The sequence below is a fragment of the Gracilibacillus salitolerans genome (assembly GCF_009650095.1).
In the GTDB taxonomy this organism is placed as follows: domain Bacteria; phylum Bacillota; class Bacilli; order Bacillales; family Amphibacillaceae; genus Gracilibacillus; species Gracilibacillus salitolerans.
Genome location: NZ_CP045915.1, coordinates 1293261 through 1309357 on the forward strand (window position 1 = coordinate 1293261; position 16097 = coordinate 1309357).

Genomic DNA, 16097 nt, shown 5'->3' on the forward strand with positions numbered 1-16097 from the left:
GTAAGAGGTCGGTAAAAGAGATAAAAAAGCACTGTCGCTACGAGGATTGTGGCTCGACAGTGCTTTTTATTGAAATTTGATTACCGTATAATTTTTTTAGTCCAACATTTGTGGAAATAACCATGAAAAAAGCAGTTAAACTCCCCAAAAATATAATACCGAATCCTGTTTGAATTAATAATAAAGCTATGGAGAATATTGGTATAGTAATTGATATAATCGAACGAATTGGTTGTTTCATAATTATAATGATAGAAAGAATAAGTATCTTATAATACTTCAATTGGAATTTTATTGATAAAGGTATGGCATAAAAAGTTATCGTTAAAAATAAAATTGCTAAGGTTAATAATGCATAACTAACTACTACTAAATTTTCATTTCCTGTACTCCTCAAAATAAAGAAATCAATGATAAAAACTCCAATAATGACCAAATGTAAAAAGCCATTAATATAACTTTTCCAGAAATATTTCTTGAATTCTGTTACAAATTCAGGAAATGTTGAAAAGTTATCAGTTTCATTTCTCCATTTATCGATTATCGAAACCATTGCATAAAAACTAGGAATAGCTGTAATAATCGGTATTGAAAATAATAACCAAAGAAAGTTTACACAGACTAATCGAAAAAGCCACTCCATAATGGAATATAACTTAGTATCCATAGGTCAAAGTCCTTTCTTTTTAGGATGGGATGTTTTCTTCTGCTACACTTACTACAATTACTTCGACACCTTTGTATCGAATCTCTTCTAGATTGTGTGTAGGTACTAAATCACTTGTGATAATAATATCTACATCATTGAAATCACAAAACGAAGTTAATCCCACACTCGAAAATTTACTGTGATCAGCCAGAACTACTATTTTTTCTCCAGCAAAAACCATAGCTTTTTTCATTTCTGCTTCATATAAATCCGAACTAGTAATACCTTGTCGTAATGAAATTCCAGATGTACCAAGAAAGACATAATTTGCATTATACTTTTTTAATTCTTCTTCTGCTTGCGGGCCAACAGTACTAAGTGAATTTCTTCTTAATTTTCCACCAAGTAAATAAATGGAAGCGGTTTGACTTTTTGTGCATTCTTCTGCGATATTCATGGCGTTGGTGATAACTTTTAAATTTTGCTTGTTGGTACCTTCACTAGCAGCATGCCAAGTAGTTGATCCGGCATCAAAGATAATTGTCTGATTATCTTGTATTAGTTCTGCCGCAGCGCGACCAATTAATTGTTTTTCATGAAAGAATTTTTCTTTCCTTTTTTGAATAGGAAGAATTGGAGCACTGGACAAAAATTCATCTACTAGAATAGCTCCACCGTAATTCTTTTTTAGAAAACCTTCTGTTTCTAATTGATTGAGATCACGCCTAATGGTTTCCTCTGATACTCTAAATTCTTTAACCAGATCTGTTACTTTTACGCTTTTTTTATCAATAAGTATTTTTTTTATTTTATTTCTTCTTTCAATTGCGAGCATTTATATCCCTCATTTCTAACAAATAATTGAAACACTATATCATTTGTAATTGTATGTTAGCATATGAAATCTGATAATGCCACATAAAACCTCAAAAAATACAATGAAACAAATACTCCACTTCTCAACACATGTGAAACATGCATGATTATGTTGTTAAAAACATATAAAACGTCAAAAAATTATTAATAATTCTAAAAATTCAAGAAAAAAGTTGACAAAGTAATCGCTTTCACACATAATAACATTATAAACCACGGAAAACCACATAAACGGGTTACTTGTGGAAAATAGTAACAGGGGGTTAAGTAATGAATTTAAAAAAAGTACTTTTAGTCTTTCTGTTGCTACTAGCGATGTTTCTAGTAGCATGTTCTGGTGATTCTGGAGAAGAAGCGGGAGGAACTGATACTGGTGAAGACAGTGGTAATGAAGAAACAGGAAGTGATGATGGAGGGGAAGAAGCCGACTCTGGTGAAGTTGTTGAATTAGATTTTTGGACTTTTTGGGGATCTGAAACTAGAAAACCAATTATTGAAAAAATCATTGAAGATTTCAACAATTCCCAAGATGAAATTCATGTGAAACATACTCACTTACCATGGGGAGATATCTGGACGAAAAATTTAGCTGCTGTTGCTGCGGGAGATCCACCAGATGTAATTATAAATGATATTAACTCAGTAAAACAAAGAGCAGTAAACAACCAAGTAGAAAATATAACGCAATACTTAGATGATGGAATGGAATCAGAATATTATCCGGAATTATGGAATGCCGGTGTATATGAAGATGAAGTATATGCCTTACCATTCAATACAGATACGAGAATTTTATACTGGAATAAAGATATGTTTGAAGAAGCAGGTCTTGATCCTGATCAACCACCTACAACTTGGGCTGAAGTTGAAGAATATGCACAACAATTAGATGAGAAAAATGGAGATCGTTTTAATACTATTGGTTTCTTACCTAATTATGGAATTGGTCAAGATGTTTGGATGATGAACGCTACAGGCCATGGTTTCTGGGATTTCGAAGCAGGAGAGCCTACTCTTTATAATGAGAAAGCTGTTGAAGCCTTAAATTGGGTGAGAGATTATGAGTCTAGATATGGTTTAAATGTTATTCAAGGGTTTGAAGCAGATTTTGGTAACCAACAGTCAAATCCGTTTGTTGCAGGAAAGTTAGGTATGGCGATTCATACGCCTACTGGGTTATATACTCAGTTGCGTGACTATGGGCAAGATGTAGACTTTGGCGTAGCACCGACTCCTGAAATGGAAGAAGGAAATGGTCATACCACTTGGGGTGGTGGATTTGTTGCTGAAGTACCTTATGGTGCAAAAGATCCAGAAGCATCTGTTGAATTCATAAAATACTTAACTGGGCCAGAGGCGCAAGAATATTGGGCAGTTATGAACTTTGATAATGTTGCAAACATTGCAGGTGCTGAAGCAGCAGCTCAAAGTGATGAACTAACGGAAAAAGGCCAAGAAGTGTATCAATTAGCAGTAGATAATATGGAACATACAATTTTGACACCGTTTCCAGTTGAAGCACCAGATATGATGTCATTGGTAGATCCTGAATTAGAAAAATTTAGACTAGGTGAACAATCAGCTGAAGAAGCATTGCAAAATGCGCAAGAAGCAGTGAAAGATTTAGCTGAAAGTACAGAATAATTCTTTTATTAATCAAGGAATGATTTTTCATTCCTTGATTAACTTCATTTCATAAAGGGGGATAACCAAAATGGACAAAAAGAAAATGCTTCCTAAAAAGAGAGTATTAACCTTGGAACAAAAAGAAGGTTTGCAAGGTTACATCTTTATCTCTCCTTGGTTGTTTGGCTTGGTAACATTTATGGCTGGACCATTACTATTTTCATTGTTTGCGAGTTTTACAAACTATAATATTACTTCAAGAATGGATTTTATTGGACTAGACAACTACATAAGAATGTTTACAAATGATAGTTTATTTTGGATTTCATTAGGAAATACACTATATTTTGTAGCTTTCTCTGTACCGTTAACTACTATTGGTGCTGTGTTGATATCCGTATTGATGAATCAAAAAGTTCCCGGTATGCGAATATTTCGAACGATTTATTACTTGCCAGCTGTTCTATCTGGTGTAGGTGTATATTTATTATGGATGCAGTTATTAAGTCCTAATACAGGTTTAATTAATACCATCCTATCATGGGTTGGCATTCAAGGTCCTGCATGGTTATTTGATCCGAATTGGACTAAACCTGCCATTATTTTTATGAGTTTATGGAAAGTAGGAGGCAGCATGTTGCTTTACTTAGCAAGCATGCAAGGTGTTCCACAATCATTATATGAGGCAGCAGAGATGGACGGAGCTAATCCGTTTAGAAGATTCTGGCATATTACCCTTCCGATGATTACACCGATTATCTTTTTTGATGTTGTTACAAGTACTATAGGTGGATTCCAAGTATTCCAAGAAGCTTATGTAATGACTGAAAGTGGTGATGGTGGTCCTGCTAACTCATTAGTATTCTTTAACCTACACATGTGGAATAAAGCGTTTGAAGTGTTCGACATGGGATATGCGATGGGGATGTCATGGGTGTTGTTTGTGATAATCTTTATCCTAACCTTCATAAATTTAAAATTAGCCCCAAGATGGGTACATTATGAAGGAGGTAAATAAGTATGGGTATTTTTAATAAAAATTACTATGAAAGTGTAAAAGTTCAAAAGAGAATTTCTAATAGTATTATTCTCATTCTCTTGTTATTAGGAAGTATATTGCTACTGTCACCGATTTGGTGGATGTTCGCAACGTCCGTTAAGAACATGCAGGAAATCATGACCTATCCACCTACATTTTGGCCGAACGAATGGAATTGGAGTAACTATGCTGACACTTTGGAGGCAGCACCATTTATACGTTATACCTTTAACACTTTGTTTTTAACAGGATTTGCGGTATTTGCCAATACACTATCCAACTCTTTTATTGCCTATGGATTTGCAAAGATCAGATTTAAAGGAAGAGAAGTTTTATTTGCGATTCTATTAGCGACAATGATGTTACCGGCTTTCGTTACAATGATCCCGCATTATGTCATGTTTGCTAAATTAGGTTGGCTGAATACCTATCTACCATTAATCATTCCGCAATTTTTTGGTGGTGCTTTCTTTGTTTTCTTATTAAGACAATTTTTTAGAACGATACCAAATGAATTAATGGAAGCGGCAAAAATAGATGGCGCTTCTCATCTTTATATTTGGGCACGAATTATTTTGCCGTTATCTAAACCAGCTATTGCAACGGTTGCAATCTTTACATTCAACGGTGCATGGAATGACTTTATTGGTCCATTGTTATATTTAAATGATGAGTCCCTTTATACGTTACAAATTGGTTTGCAAGTATTTAAAGGTCAAGTATCCACACAATGGAACTACTTAATGGCTGGTTCGTTAATGGTTTTATTGCCTGTAATTATATTATTCTTTATTTTCCAACGTTACTTTATTGAAGGTATGAATTTAACAGCGGGATCTAAAGGGTAATTGCTTAAAAGTAAATCGAAGGTGCATGATAATTATTGCTGGTAAAAGTGTCTCATGGCTAAATAAGAAATAAGATAATGATTTCAATCGATATATTGTTAGCCCCTTACCTGATTATCCATAAACATTCTTCGGTCATGAGCACTTTACTATATACAAATATGTTTGATTATTCATTTTCTATGAATACAATCCAAGATGTGGGAAAGGAGTACTAGATTTGTCAGCTCCATTTTTTGAGAAAAGAGGTGTGTTGGAGGGCTTCTATGGTGCCTTCTATACAGAGAGTGAGCGGAATGATTTAATTCATTTTATGTATAAACATGACTTTAACTTTTACATATATGGTCCAAAAAATGACCGACAACATCGTGCACGGTGGAGAGAGCCTTATCCTGATTATATTATGAAACAGTTTGGTCGGACAATTCAATTAGCAAAGAAGCTAGATATTGATTTTTGTTATTCCATTGGATCAGGAGTTTCCATTAATTATGCCTCTGATGATGAGGTCACGATCATTAAAGAGAAGTTTAAGGCTTTTTATGATATAGGTGTGAGGAGCTTTGCGATTATGCTTGATGATATTGCTCCCAATTTTCGAACAGTGGAAGAACAAGAAAAATTCAATAGTTTTGCAGAAGCACAATCCTTTTTATGCAACCATCTCTATCATTGGTTAAAAGAATTAAATGAAAGCTGCACATTATTTATGTGTCCAACCGATTACCATGGTCAAGCACCATTTAGTGATTACATACATGAATTAGGTGAGTTGTTAGACCCGAATATAGATGTTTGTTATACAGGGGCAGATATTACAACGGCACAAATAACGAATCAAGATACAAAAGAATTTGGAGAAGCCATTCGTAGATCACCTATTATTTGGGAGAATTATCCGGTTAATGATTTAGCGATGACTTCAGAAATGCACTTAGGACCTATTACGGGGAGAGATCCGAACTTATATGAAACTACAAAAGGCTTTTTAGTTAATACAATGAACCAAGCGGAAGCTTCTAAAGTTCCATTACTTACATTTAAAGCTTATTTAAAGGATCCTCATTCCTATGAACCTTGGAAAGAGTGGAACGATGCTTTAAAGGAAATAGCAGGTACTAGACATGCTGCCTTTTTAAAGACATTTGCAGAGAATGCTCTACAGTCCTGTTTAAAACAGAGTAATTCCAAAACTTTATCAGGATTGATGGAAGAAATAAAGGTATTACTTACTCAACAAGCTCCTATCACTGGTACGAAAGCTACGCAAGATTTAATAGAGTATTTAAACCATTTAGACGAAACGGGATATCATTTAAAATTTCGAATGGAAAATGAAGCGCTAAGAAATGATTTATTACCCTGGATTGAATTGATGGAAAGTTGGGCTTGGGCTGGCAGAAGAGCGATATGGTTATTAGAAGCTTTAGAGAAGAACGAAGGTATCGAAGAAGCGAAACAATGGTTTATAGAATCATCCTCAGAAGTAGAAAAACATCCTAAAGAAATGACAGACGGTTCCTTACAAGTATTAATTGATTATGCTAACCAGCAAATGAGGAGAATGTTATGCAGAAAATAACGGACTATTTATATAGTTATGAGGACAGTTGTCATGTTTACATTTTGAAAAATGATGATTCGGCTATATTGATTGATTTCGGTTCAGGTTCTGTATTAGATGAATTACCTGCAATTGGCGTAGAGAAAGTAACAGATATCCTTGTTACCCATCATCATCGAGACCAAATTCAAGGGTTGCCGGCTGTAGAAAGAAAAGGAATAAACATTTGGGTTCCTCATGTGGAACAGGATTTAATTACTTTTATTGATTCACACTGGCAAGTAAGAGAAGTAGATAATAATTACAATATGCGACAGGATCGTTTTTCAATTTTGAATAGTGTCAAAACTGCTAAACCAATGCAAGATTACGGAACCTTGAAGATAGGAGACTTTACCATCGAGGTTCTACCGACTCCAGGTCATACAACAGGTTCCGTTTCGTTTATTGTCGAATGCCAAGGACAAAATTTTGCCTTTACAGGTGATTTAATTGCGGGTTCTGGCAAAGCGTGGTCATTAGCAGCAACACAATGGTCCTATAACGGTGGTGAAGGTATACCTTATTCGATCCTATCTTTACTAGATTTGCGGGAACGAAATCTATCTGCGTTATATCCTTCTCATGGAACTATTATGGATAACCCTGTTGAAGCGATAGATCAATTAGTAGAGAAATTAAGCCAATTAATGCAAGTGAGAAATCAAAATCCGAGACTATTCCAGTTACGAGACAAACCTTTTGAAAATATTACACCACATTTATTGTCGAATCGGACGAGTATGTCAAACTCATATGTCTTATTATCTGAAAGTAAAAAGGCGTTAATTATTGACTATGGTTATGACTTTACAGCTGGTATCGGTTTGGGCTCAGATCGTGCTTCAAGAAGACCTTGGCTATATAATATTGAAAAGTTGAAACAAGATTATGATGTAGAACAAATTGATGTAGTATTGCCGACTCATTTTCATGATGACCATGTTGCTGGAATTAATCTACTTAATGAAATCGAAGGCACACAAGTATGGTGTCCTGAGAATTTTGCCGACATTTTAGAACATCCGAAAAAATATGATTTACCTTGTTTATGGTATGACAATATCCCGGTTGATCGTTCGTTACCGTTAGAGAAAACATTTCAATGGGAGGAATATGAATTTACTCTATTTGAACAATCAGGCCACACGTTATTTGCGGTAGCCATCTTGTTTGAAGTGGATGATAAAAAAATATTTGCAATTGGTGATCAATATCAAGACTCTCAAGGGAAACCATTGTCTAATTATGTGTATCAAAACGGATTTCGCTCATGGGATTATATAGATTCAGCTCAATTAATCCAAGAAAATAAGCCAGATTTATTACTGTCAGGGCATTGGGAACCAGTTGACGTAACGAAAACTTATTTGGAAAAGATCTTGAAATTAGGGGATGAATTAGAAGAGCTTCACCAGAGTATATTACCCTCTAATCGTCAAGAGTTAGGCGTATCCAGAAGCATAGCTGAAATTTATCCATATCAAACATTTGTTGCAAAGGATTCAGAATTTGTCGAGTTGGAAGTAGAATTATATAACCCAACAGAAGAAAAAGAGTTGATAACCTATTCTCTAGTTTTACCGAGGGAATGGAAAAAGGTTATCGAAGAACAGACAATAGAGTTAGAATCAAAACAAACATGCAAAAAGAGGATAAAAATTCAATGTCAGGGTTTGAAACCACAGAGAAGGTCAAGAATTGCAGTAAATGTTCACTTAGGAAATAAGCAATATGGACAAGTGGCAGAAGCATTCATTTCAGTTGAATAATAGTTTTAGGAGGAAAAATATGAGTAGTAATAAGGAACAAACATTATATATGATCGGAAACGCTCACTTAGACCCTGTTTGGTTATGGCAATGGCAGGAAGGTTTCCAGGAAACGAAAGCAACTTTTCGCTCAGCTTTAGATAGAATCAAAGAATATCCGGACTTCGTATTTACCAACAGTTCAGCTGCTAATTATGAGTGGATTGAAAATAACGAACCAGAAATGTTTGAAGAAATTAAACAAAGAATTAAAGAAGGCAGATGGGAAATTGTAGGTGGTTGGTGGATTCAACCAGATTGTAATATTCCGTCTGGTGAATCATTCGTTAGACAAGGTCTATATGGGCAGCGTTATTTCCAAGAAAAGTTCGGTGTTACAGCAAAGGTTGGTTATAACGTTGATAGCTTTGGACATAACGGCATGCTCCCACAAATTTTGAAAAAAAGTGGAATGGATAATTATGTAATGATGAGGCCGAATCCGCAAGAAAAAGGACTACCAGGTCGTGTGTTTTGGTGGGAGTCGGATGATGGTTCAAGAGTTCTAGCATTTCGTATCCCATTTGAATATTGCACATGGGGTAAAGATTTAGAAAAGCACGTAACTAGAACAGCTGGTGAATTAAAAGCACCATTTAATGATTTAATGTGCTTTTATGGAGTAGGGAATCATGGTGGTGGACCAACTAAAGAAAATATTGAAAGCATAGCGCGTCTAAATGCTGATGAAAATTTTCCAACATTAAAGTTTAGTACACCGAATGAATTTTTCGAAAAGATAAAGGTAAAAGATTTACCATTCCCAGTTGTACATGATGACCTACAACACCATGCAAGTGGTTGTTATTCTGTTCACTCAGGTATCAAAAAATGGAATAGAGAAGCAGAAAATATGTTAATAAAAGCGGAGAAATTTTCATCATTAACAAACTGGATAACTGGTCAACCGTATCGTTCAGAAGAATTATATACTGCTTGGAAAAATGTCTTATTTAATCAATTCCACGACATTTTAGCTGGAACCTCATTAGAAGAAGCATATAATGACGCTAGAAATATGCATGGGGAAGCGATGTCGATCGGTGAGAGAAGTTTGAACTATGCGATTCAGTCTCTTTCTTGGCGAATTAATATTGAGGAAGAAGAAGGAATGAAGCCTATTGTTGTGTTTAATCCACATGCATGGAGAAGCGAAATTAACGTGGAAATTGAAGTTGGTGGCATGAGAGATTCTGATATATTAGTGGATGATCAAGGTAATCATATTCCAATGCAACTAGTGCAATCACATGCTACTTCAAATGGTCGCTACCGTGTAAGCTTTATTGCTGATTTACCTCCATTGGGTTATCGAGTTTACAAAATATTAAAAAACGAAAAATCTAAATTATCTGATGATCAAAAACAAACGATTAAAGCAAATGATCATGTGTTAGAAAATGATAAATATCGTGTTGAAATTAATCCTGAAACAGGTTTTGTCGAAAGTCTATTTAACAAAACAGGCAATGTAGAATTATTATCTGGCCCTGCTAGTTGGCCAGTTGTGATGGAAGATCATAGTGATACATGGTCACATAATGTGTTGCGCTATGACGAGGAAATTGGACAATTTAAGGCGAAATCGGTAAAAAGGGTTGAACATGGCCCTGTAAAAAGTGTGATTCGAGTGGTGAGTGAATATGGAAAATCAACAATGACACAAGACTTTACCATGTATAAAACACAAGAACAAATAGACGTACATGTCACATTGAATTGGCAAGAACAGTTTAAAACATTAAAACTACAATTCCCTGTAAATCTAATATTTAGAAAAAATACGTATGAAATTCCGTATGGAACGATTGTTAGAGAGTGTAATGGAGAAGAAGAGCCAGGTCAAAACTGGGTTGATGTATCTGGTACACATGAGAAAACAGGTAAAATGTATGGTCTTAGTTTATTAAATGACAGTAAATACAGCTTCGATATCCTTAATAAAGTGATGAGTATGACCGTGCTCCGAAGCCCAATTTATGCACACCATGATCCGAAACAACCGAATGAGAATGAACACTATACATTTATCGATCAGGGTATTCAAAAGTTTACCTATTCCTTGTTACCGCATCAAGGGAATTGGGAAGCAGCAGATACTGTGAAGAAGGCTTCCGAACTAAATCAGCAACCTGTAAGCATTATAGAAACATATCATGATGGAGATTTACCTCAGAGCGATTCTTTCTTAGAGGTTGATCAAGATAATGTGATTGTAAGTGTTGTAAAGCAAGCAGAAGATAATGATGATTTAATTCTTCGCGTCTATGAAACAACAAATGATGCAACGGAAGCAACGATCACTTTACCAAAATGGAATAGAACGATTACGGCATCGTTTAAACCTTCAGAAATTAAGACATTTCGAATTCCAAAGGATAAAGGTCAATCCATTGTTGAAAATAATATGCTGGAATGGGACGACGATGCCAAATAATAATATTTGAAATTTAATGAGGTGCTAATATGAAGATCGCTTTTCAAATGGCAAATTATTTTGCTAGAGCGACAAATTATCAAACAACTACAGACCAATGGGGAGAGGCAGAACGACTGGTAATTGAAAATTTTAGCTTACAAGAATTTGATCGAATTTGTTCCGATATATCTGAAGCTGGCTTTCGATATATTGAAGTTTGGATGGGACATGCTTTTCCAAAATTCATGACGAAATATAAGGCTGAAGAATTGCAACATATCTGGAAAAAATATCAGTTATCACCGATTAGTTATTCTTGTTCTTTAGGTGACCCAATAGAAGCTCCACATTGGACAAGAATGTGTTTTGAAACAGCAAGCATGTTAGGAATTAACATGATTACGAGTGGGATTTCTAAAGAATCAGCTCCATTAGTATATGAGATGTGCAAGGAATTTGATATGAAAGTAGCTGTTGAGAATCATCCCGAAAAACATCCAGATATCATTAGAGAGATCATTGGTGAATACAGCGATATGCTAGGTGCAGCAGTGGACACCGGTTGGTTTGGTACACAAGGGTTTCCAGCAGATGAAGCGATCCGCCAATTACAGGATGTTCTAATTCATGTCCACTTAAAAGATGTACAAGAACCTGGAAGCCATCATACTATTGCGTTAGGTGAAGGCATTGTACCCATTCAAACTTGTGTAGATGTATTAAAGGAAATCGAATATGATGGTCCACTCGCGATTGAACATGAAGCAGGTGATCATGATCCTACTGAGGATTGTAGAAAAGCTTTAGAGTGGCTGAATGAATAGCGATAAAAGATTAAGGGGAAGAGTGGAGTAAGCGAAGGTGTATCCTTATTACTCACTTTCAATAGCGAAGAAAATAATGAAATAGAAAGGTTGTTTATTTGCATGGTACGTATGGCGCTAATAGGCACTGGGTGGCAAGGACAAGGATTATTAAATTTTTTAACTCGAATTGATGATGCTGATGTGGTTGGGATTTGTGATTTAAATGAGGAAATGCTAAACAAAGCAGCAAATAAATTTAATGTTGCTGCCTATTCGGACTATGAAAAAATGCTCGATGAGACACATCCAGAGGGTATTATCATTTGTACTCCCCCAACTGTAAGAGTACCACTTGTTCGAGCTGCAGCAGAAAGAGGAATCCATTGTTTCATCGAAAAACCACCTGCTAAAACAATAGAAATGGCTAATAAAGTAATGGATATATTAGAAAAAAACAAGGTGATGAATAGTGTTGGTTTTATGTACCGCTATTCGAAAGCTGTAGAGCAGTGTACAGCATTGCTAGAAGGAAAACAAGTAAGCCAAGTACGTAGTGCAATGCTAGATGGATTAGCATTAAGACCAAATTGGCCTAAGTGGTTTTTTGATAAACATAGATCTGGTGGACCAGTGTTTGATCAGGCTATCCACATTATGGATTTATCACGATACATATTAGGTGAAGTGAAACAAGTGGTTGGTTTTCAAGGAAATTTAGTTAAGCCAAAAACAGATGAATTTACAGTAGAAGATAGTATTAGTTATCTTGTGCAATATGAAAATAATATACTGCAAACACATACGCATTCATGGGTTTATTCTGACCATGTAGCCGAACTTGAATTTATTTCAGATCAGTTCCATTTAACTTTAGATATTGGTGAAGGTCGATTAACTGGGACAATGGATGGAGAAAATGTTTCATTTGAATCAGAGGACGTTCTCTACTATTTAGAATTGGAAGCGTTTATTCAAGCTATAAAGGAAAATCGCCCTGAACTAATTAAATCAACTTATGCGGATAGTGTAAAGTCTTTAAGAGTTGCGCTAGCTGTATCTGACGCTTTAGAATCTGCAAAAATCATAGCTTTATAAAGAAGATAAAAGGAGTCTTAAAAAAAAACTGAAAAAACGTAAAGTGTACGGAAACGAACGATCATAATAATTTTTTTATAGAGGTGTATTCATTTTTATGTTATTCACGATCGAAAAAATTCAAAATCAATTGGAAGAGATACAACAAACGATATATCGTGAGAGAAAAAGCATTAACACATTTAAATATTTGGAATCGGAATGTGATGGAGCTCATGATCCTAACTTTAATGATTCCAATTGGAATGATTTTCAGTTAGATGAATCATGGGGAGGTTATGATAAAACAGCATGGTTTCGATCAACTGTATCTATACCTTCTGAGTGGAAAGACCAACGAGTGGTTTTAAGGTTTTTAGTAGGTCCTCGTGATGGTGGTGGTTCTACAGCGGAGACATTGCTATATGTGAATGGAAAACCATTACAAGCGATTGATATTTGGCATGAGGAAGCATGGTTACCTGAAGAGTTGGTTCAGTCAGGTGAAATCCATATTGCACTGAAGGCCTGGAGTGGTGTGCTTCATGTCCCTGAAGTTAGAAGATTCAAAGTGGCAGAACTAGCATTATCGGATGTTCCAACTGAGAAATACTACTATTTAGCAAATACTTTAATCAAAACAGTTAAAGAATTAGATGAAAATGATTATAGACGGGAGAAGATTCTTCAAGCTGTTAATCAATCCATTTATAAAATTGATTTTTTAGAAAAGGGTTCATCTGCTTATTATGACTCACTTAAAATAGCACATACTTTTCTTCAGGAACAAGTAGATAAACTTTTCGAAATAGACAATATAAAACCAAAAGTTGTTACAATTGGCCATTCCCATATCGACATGGCTTGGCTATGGAGGTTGAAAGATACAAGAGAAAAAGCATCAAGAACTTTTGCTACAGTATTGCATTTGATGAGGCAATATCCTGAGTATCGTTTTCTTCATACCTCACCACAGTTGTATAAGTTTTTAAAGCAAGATTATCCAGAAATTTATCAAGAGGTGAAAGAGAGGATAAAATCTGGTGAATGGGAGATCACAGGTGGTATGTGGATAGAGCCAGATACGAACTTGCCTAGTGGAGAATCGCTAGTGAGGCAACTCCTATTCGGAAAAAGGTTTATGAAGGAAGAATTTGATGTTGATTCCAAAGTGGTTTGGCTACCAGACGTATTTGGTTATTCTTGGGCATTACCACAAATCATGAAAAAGAGCGGTATAGAGTATTTTATGACATCTAAAATGAGTTGGAGTCAATATAACCGATTTCCATATGATACGTTTAACTGGCGGGGAGTAGATGGAACAGAAATGCTAACACATTTTATCACTACTCCTGAACATGAAAGTGGCCCACCGTATACATATAACGGTGTAATTGAGCCTAAAAGTATTAAAGGAACGTGGGATGAATACCAACAAAAGGAAATTAATGAAGAGTTAATTGCTGCCTTCGGTTGGGGGGATGGTGGTGGCGGACCAACGAAAGAAATGATTGAAACTGCTCGAGTATTGAAGAATGTTCCAGGTATACCAAAAGTGGAAATGGGACATGCAGAGCCATACTTTAAACGTCTAAAAGAAACAGTGAACGGCAAATCTATTCCAGTATGGGATGGAGAGCTATATCTAGAATATCATCGCGGTACATATACATCACAAGCATCTTTAAAACGAGCAAATAGAAAAGCGGAAGTGATTTATCATGATGCAGAATTATATAATTCGGTGGCCGATATATTAAACAAAACAGCCTCCTACCAACGAGAAACATTAAATAGAGGTTGGGAGAAAATGCTGTTAAATCAATTCCACGATGTATTACCAGGATCTTCTATTCGCCAAGTAAATGAAGATGCTAGAGAAGATTATGAGGAAGTACAAGACATTGGTCAATCTGTATTATCTAATGCCCAGCAAATGATAGTTGATAAGATAAAAGTGGAGAAAGATAGTTTGGTCGTTTTTAATTCCCTAGCTCATAAAAGAGATGATTATATAGAGGTTACTCTAAATGATCAAGTAACGGACAAAACAACAATCCTCAATGAAGAGGGAGTGGTAGTACCTGTACAAAAAGTAGGTTCAGCGCATGAAAAGAAACTTTTAGTACATGCCGCTGGTATTCCAGGATTAGGTTACAAAACATTTTCTCTTGAACAGTCACAGACACCAGTAATAATAACCAATACATTGAAGGTTCAAAAGGATTATTTGGAGAATGAATTTTATAAAATTACCCTACATGAAAACGGCCAGTTTACCTCTGTATGGGATAAACGGGTTAATCGTGAAGTTCTTGCATCAAGTAGAAAAGCAAATGTTCTTCAAGCATTTGAAGATAAGCCGATGAAATTTGATGCATGGGATATCGATCTATATTATCAAGAAAAGATGAAGGAAATTAGTGAAGTAAAAGACATTCAAGTAGTAGAAGAGGGACCATTAAGAGGTCGACTTAAGGTTACTTGGTCCTTCAACAAATCAACTATTACACAATTCATTACGTTATATGCTGATTCACCTCGAATTGATTTTGAGACAGAAGTGGATTGGCAAGAGAAGCAGGTCTTATTGAAGGTTGCGTTTCCTGTTAATATTCGATCAACTAAAGCTACTTATGACATTCAGTTTGGAAATATGGAACGTCCAACACATTGGAATACTAGTTGGGATTATGCGAAATTTGAGACCGTCGGACACAAATGGGCAGACTTATCAGAAGGGAATTACGGTGTAAGCTTAGTGAATGATTGTAAATATGGCCATGATATCAAAGATAATGTCTTGCGTTTAACGTTAATCAAATCTTCCATTGCACCAGATGAGACAGCTGACAGAGGTAAGCATGTATTTACGTATAGTTTATTGCCTCATGAAGGGGATTGGAAACAAGCAGATATAGTAAATGCTGCTTATCAACTCAATTATCCATTAATCTCAAAATCAATTCAAGTAAATCAGAATGGTACCTTACCAGCTCAATATGAATTTGCAAAAGTAGATACAGACGGGATCATGATGGAGACCGTGAAGAAAGCAGAAGATGATGATGCTTATATTGTTCGTTTGTATGAGTATAAGCAAAATAGGTATCAAAATGTAAATCTGTCCTTTGGGCAACCACTTAAAAAAGCAATGGAATGTAATCTATTAGAAGAAGAAGAGCAAGAGATGTCCATTCAACAGGAAAAATTATCCTTTTCTATAGCACCATATGAAATTAAATCATTTAAAGTATGGTTTTAGATATTGTCTCATTTGGACTCTAATGTGATATTTGTAGAATATGAAAAATTTAGGCCAGGTGTCAGTGTGAAAAAA

General features: G+C 35.4%; 11 protein-coding genes. 9 read left to right on the top strand and 2 right to left on the bottom strand.

Going from position 1 to position 16097, the window contains the following annotated elements; genetic code table 11:
• Positions 1–37: 37 nt before the first annotated feature.
• Together GI584_RS06170 and GI584_RS06175 are read right to left on the bottom strand one after the other, a co-directional pair.
• A complete protein-coding gene (locus tag GI584_RS06170; protein ID WP_153790635.1) occupies positions 38–667 on the bottom strand; it encodes a YesL family protein in 630 nt (209 codons plus the stop codon).
• A gap of 19 nt (positions 668–686) precedes the next feature.
• A complete protein-coding gene (locus GI584_RS06175) occupies positions 687–1484 on the bottom strand; it encodes a DeoR/GlpR family DNA-binding transcription regulator (protein ID WP_153790636.1) in 798 nt (265 codons plus the stop codon).
• A gap of 311 nt (positions 1485–1795) precedes the next feature.
• On the opposite strand from GI584_RS06175, the gene GI584_RS06180 reads away from it, so the two are divergent.
• From GI584_RS06180 to GI584_RS06220, 9 genes are all read left to right on the top strand, one after another.
• Entirely contained in the window at positions 1796–3169 is a 1374-nt protein-coding gene (locus GI584_RS06180; RefSeq protein ID WP_153790637.1) for an ABC transporter substrate-binding protein, read from the top strand.
• A gap of 70 nt (positions 3170–3239) precedes the next feature.
• Positions 3240–4169, top strand: a complete 930-nt coding sequence (locus tag GI584_RS06185) for a carbohydrate ABC transporter permease (protein ID WP_153790638.1) — start codon at positions 3240–3242, stop codon at positions 4167–4169.
• A gap of 2 nt (positions 4170–4171) precedes the next feature.
• Positions 4172–5038 carry a carbohydrate ABC transporter permease gene (locus tag GI584_RS06190; RefSeq protein ID WP_153790639.1) on the top strand — a complete coding sequence of 289 codons (867 nt, stop codon included), beginning with the start codon at positions 4172–4174 and terminating at the stop codon, positions 5036–5038.
• Between the two features lie 220 nt (positions 5039–5258).
• Positions 5259–6623 (top strand): protein O-GlcNAcase, encoded by a 1365-nt coding sequence (locus GI584_RS06195; RefSeq protein WP_194842135.1) that lies wholly within the window; start codon positions 5259–5261, stop codon positions 6621–6623.
• The gene (locus tag GI584_RS06200) at positions 6611–8416 is read left to right on the top strand and encodes an MBL fold metallo-hydrolase (RefSeq protein ID WP_153790641.1); all 1806 of its coding nucleotides are present in this window, start codon (positions 6611–6613) and stop codon (positions 8414–8416) included. The genes GI584_RS06195 and GI584_RS06200 overlap by 13 nt, the downstream gene beginning before the upstream one ends.
• A 19-nt stretch (positions 8417–8435) precedes the next feature.
• Positions 8436–10892: an alpha-mannosidase gene (locus GI584_RS06205; RefSeq protein ID WP_153790642.1), complete on the top strand. Its 2457-nt coding sequence runs from the start codon at positions 8436–8438 to the stop codon at positions 10890–10892.
• A gap of 29 nt (positions 10893–10921) precedes the next feature.
• Complete coding sequence (locus GI584_RS06210) at positions 10922–11698, top strand: sugar phosphate isomerase/epimerase family protein (RefSeq protein WP_153790643.1); 777 nt, start codon at positions 10922–10924, stop codon at positions 11696–11698.
• A gap of 102 nt (positions 11699–11800) precedes the next feature.
• Positions 11801–12775 carry a Gfo/Idh/MocA family protein gene (locus tag GI584_RS06215; RefSeq protein WP_153790644.1) on the top strand — a complete coding sequence of 325 codons (975 nt, stop codon included), beginning with the start codon at positions 11801–11803 and terminating at the stop codon, positions 12773–12775.
• A gap of 97 nt (positions 12776–12872) precedes the next feature.
• Positions 12873–16022 carry an alpha-mannosidase gene (locus tag GI584_RS06220; protein WP_153790645.1) on the top strand — a complete coding sequence of 1050 codons (3150 nt, stop codon included), beginning with the start codon at positions 12873–12875 and terminating at the stop codon, positions 16020–16022.
• The last annotated feature ends 75 nt before the right edge of the window (positions 16023–16097 follow it).